Consider the following 3,788-nt stretch of genomic DNA (forward strand, 5'->3'; position numbering starts at 1 on the left):
TCCCCTCCGGCGTCCCGACCGCGGTCGTGGTCGGGGAGGCAATCGTCTCGCGTGCCGCCCACAAGGCGGCGCCCATGGCCGTCACGCCGGCACGCGTGGCGGCCGCTGTCAGGGCATGCCGCGCCCAGACCTTCTCCGGCCCCTCGCTGAGGTAAAGGTCGAGCGCGACGTCCAGGCCGTTGATTTCGGCGACCGACGGCGTGAACGGAAATGCCTCCTCGCGCGACCATGCGTTCTCCCAATCGAGGATGCTGAGAATGGAGGCGCGCGGTGCGTTCGCATTGGCCTTCATCTTGTCCCAGCCGCGCCCACTGACACCCAGCATGGTGAGCCCGGGCGGTGCGCCGAGGCACTTGTTGGGCCCCGTCACGTAGATGTCGGCGCGGCAGTCCTCCGGATGCGTTCGCATGCCGCCGAAGGAAGAAACCGCATCGACGATCAGATAGGCCCCGTGCGCGCGCACCAGCGCGCCGATCTCCTCGATGGGGTTGATCGTGCCGGAAGGCGTGTCGTGCTCGCAGGCCGAAACGACGGTGATTTCGGGATGGGCCTTCAGCATCTCGGCCACGGCGGCGGGATCGATCGCCTCGTTGTAGGGCACTTCCAGTTCCAGGACGTTGGGCGAATAGCGCTTGGCCCAGTAGCCGAACCCCTTGCTGTAGACGCCGGACACGAGGTTCAAAACCACGTCTTCCGGCGCGATCAGCGAGGCCGCCGCCGCTTCCAGCCCGAGCACCGGCTCGCCCTGCAGGATGACCGGCCGCGTCTCGGTACGCATCGCTACCTGCGCCTTTTCCACCACCTGTTCATAGAGGCGCTGAAAAGCCGGGTCGTAGTCGTAGAGAACGGTGCGGCCGAGCCCGCGCAGGACATCCGGATAGGCGTTGACGGGGCCGGAGGTCAGGGTGACGGCCGGTTCCATTTCGGGCGTATATCGCATGTCGGTCCTCCTCTCCCGTTTCAGCTGTAAAATTGCGTGCCGGTGCGGTATGTCCTGAAGCACTCCATGTCGTGGGAGAAGAACAGCTCGGCATCGTGCTTTTCGGCGATTTCCTTGACGCGGCGCATGGATTGCACGCCGGCCACCGGATCGATGTGGAAGGACGCCTGGCACAGCGTCTCGAGGCTCTTCTTGGTGTAAGCCGCGTCGAGGACAAGCATCATGGGGCGACGGTTGGCAAGCTCCACCATGACGCTGTAGTGGCCGATGGCGTGGCCCGGCGTGAAGATGAGATGCACGCCCTTGGCCAGCTCGAGATCGCCTTCCACGCCCTCGAAACGCGAATTGGCCGCGGTCGTCCCCTCCAAGAGCTGGTCGCTCAGGCCGCGTGCCTCAGCCGCTTCGGCCGAGAAGCTCAGGTCGGAGTAGCCGAGCATCTCGAAGGGTTCGGGACTTGCGGCCTGCCGGATCTCGTCCTTGTGGCACATCTTCTTGGCATCGGGGAAAAACTTGTTGCCGCCGCAATGGTCGAAATGAAAATGCGTGTTGAAAACGACGTCGATGTCCTTGGGCTCTAGGCCGATCAGGGCGAGGGCGCCAGGGATCGTCTGGTCCTTCGTCTGCATGGGCTTTTCGAAGGGCAGCACCTTCTGGACATGGTCGTAGTCATAGCCGGTGTCGATCAGGAACCGCCCCTCATCGTGCTCGATGAGAACGGAATAGGTGGGAAAGCGGATCTCGCCGCCCGGCCCCTTGTTCCAGAAGATGTGGAAGCCGTCGAGGACGAGCGAGCCGCCGTCGAGAAAGTAGACCTTGGTGTCCGACATTTCTTTCCTCCTGTTGCTGCGGGCTCCCCCCGCTTTCGATTGGCCTTCATCGCTCGCCGCGCTTGTAGGGGATGCCGAATGCGGCCGGCAGGCTGGCGCGCCGCCCGAAGATCACCAGCATCACCATCACCGCCAGGAACGGCAGCATCTGGATGACGTCCGTGGGTATGTTGATGCCGCCGACCTGCATGGCCGTGGTCAACGACAGGCACAAGCCGAAGATGAGCGCGCCCGCAAGCACCCATAGCGGGCGCCCGCGCGCCAGCATGGCCAGGACGATGCCGAGGAAGCCGGCACCGTTGGTGATGAAGGGAATGAAGATGCCGGCACCGACATTGGCGAGATAGGCGCCGCCGATGCCGGCCATGGTCCCGGTGAAGAGAACGGCGGCGGTGCGGGTGCGGATGACGTCGACGCCGGCGACGTCCAGCGCCGCCGGCTTGTCGCCCGCCGCCTGCAGGCTCATGCCGAGTTGCGTGCGCCGGTAGACATGGATCATGACGAAGACGAGGGCGACGGCCAGATAGACGATCAGGTGGTGGCGGAAGAGAGCCGGCCCCAGGACCGGAATATCGGCCAGCAGTGGAACATGGGTGTTCTGCACGGCCGGCAGACGCGGATAGCTGCGCGAGAACTGAAAATGATGCAGCAGCGCCGTCAGGCCCTCGAGCCCCAGCGTCAGGGCGATGCCGATGACGATCTGGTTGAGTCCAATGCGCACGCACAAGAGCGCCATCACGGCCGCGACCAGAACGCCGCCGGCCGCGCCCGCCAGGAAACCCAGCCACAGCGAACTCGAATAATAGGCACCGACGAAGCCGAGATAGGCGCCTGAAATCATCATCCCTTCGATGCCGATATTGAGAACGCCGGCCTTTTCCGACATCTGCTCCCCCAGCCCCGCCAGAAGGAGCGGGACAGCCGCCGTGACGGCGCCGAAAAGCAGCGTGCTCAGGAAGACCTCGCTGAACAGTCCACCCATGCCCTCACGCCCTCCTGGCCTGTTTGAAGCGGTGATCGATGTACTCGGCCAGCGCCAGCATGATCAGCACGATCGAGACGAGCACCAGCGTGAAGTGGTTGGGCACGCCGATCCGGCGGGCGGCGCTTTCGCCGCCGATCGACAGCATCGAAAGCAGGAACACGAAGGCGATCGCCGCAAAACCGTTCATGCGGGCCAGAAAGACGACGGGGATGACGGCCAGGCCGTATGCCGGATTCCAGTCCGCGCGCACATTGCCCTGCACGCCGAGGATGTCGATCGCCCCGGCCATGCCGATCAGCCCCGCCGAGAGGGCGAACACCGCCACCGTCAGGAGCGGCACGCGAAGGCCGGCATGGATGGCGGCGCGCGGATTGGCGCCGACGATGCGCAGCCGCAGCCCGAAGGCGGTGCGCGTCATCACCAGATGCACGATGACGACCGCCGCCAGTCCGAAGATCAGCCCGCTGGAGACCGTGGTGTCGAACAGGCGCGGCAGCCGCTCGGCCACCGGCAGGGTCCGTGTCTGCGGCACGGTGGTCTCGGGATCGAGGAAGACGAGCTTGACCAGAACATTGGCCAGCGAAACGCCGAGGAACGACATCATCAAGGTGGTGATGATCTCGTTGACACCCTGATAGGCGCGCAGCAGCGCCGGCACGAGCGACCATATCACGGCCACGGCCGTGGAAAGCAGAAAGGCGCACAGCAGCGCCAGGAAGCCGGGCATGACCGTGACGAGGAAGGGCGCGGCGGCGGCCGCGACGACCGCTCCGAGCAGGAACTGGCCGTCACCGCCGAGATTCCACATGCCGGCGCGGAAGGCGACGATGAGACCGGCGGCGACGAAGAGGAGCGGCGCCATGCGCGTCAGCGTCTGCTGCACGCCGGTCGGCGACAGGAGGCCCCGGTCGAGAACGAAGCCGTAATAGCTGAGCGGATCGACCCCGACTGCAAGCAGGATGAAGCCGGCGATCACCAGCGAGGCCAGGATCGGCCCGACGGTCATGGCGATGCGCCTGCCCGCCTCGCGCAGCCG

Annotated in this window: 4 protein-coding genes; all 4 read right to left on the bottom strand. The window is 65.5% G+C overall.

All coding sequences use genetic code 11. The annotated features are described in order from the left end of the window. The coding region (locus tag ACFP9U_RS24195) for a pyridoxal-phosphate-dependent aminotransferase family protein (RefSeq protein ID WP_378625352.1) at positions 1-940 on the bottom strand (940 nt) is incomplete at its 3' end. Between the two features lie 20 nt (positions 941-960). Next, on the bottom strand, positions 961-1,767 hold the full coding sequence (pldA, locus tag ACFP9U_RS24200) for a 4-pyridoxolactonase (protein ID WP_322450412.1): 807 nt from the start codon (positions 1,765-1,767) through the stop codon (positions 961-963). Between the two features lie 46 nt (positions 1,768-1,813). Beyond that, on the bottom strand, positions 1,814-2,749 hold the full coding sequence (locus ACFP9U_RS24205) for a putative B6 ABC transporter permease subunit 1 (RefSeq protein ID WP_378625353.1): 936 nt from the start codon (positions 2,747-2,749) through the stop codon (positions 1,814-1,816). 4 nt (positions 2,750-2,753) lie between these two features. Continuing rightward, positions 2,754-3,788, bottom strand: a 1,035-nt coding sequence (locus ACFP9U_RS24210; RefSeq protein ID WP_378625354.1) for a putative B6 ABC transporter permease subunit 2, incomplete at its 5' end; no start/stop codon positions are given.

The sequence above is a fragment of the Nitratireductor sp. GCM10026969 genome, from assembly GCF_042660605.1.
Classification (GTDB): domain Bacteria; phylum Pseudomonadota; class Alphaproteobacteria; order Rhizobiales; family Rhizobiaceae; genus Chelativorans.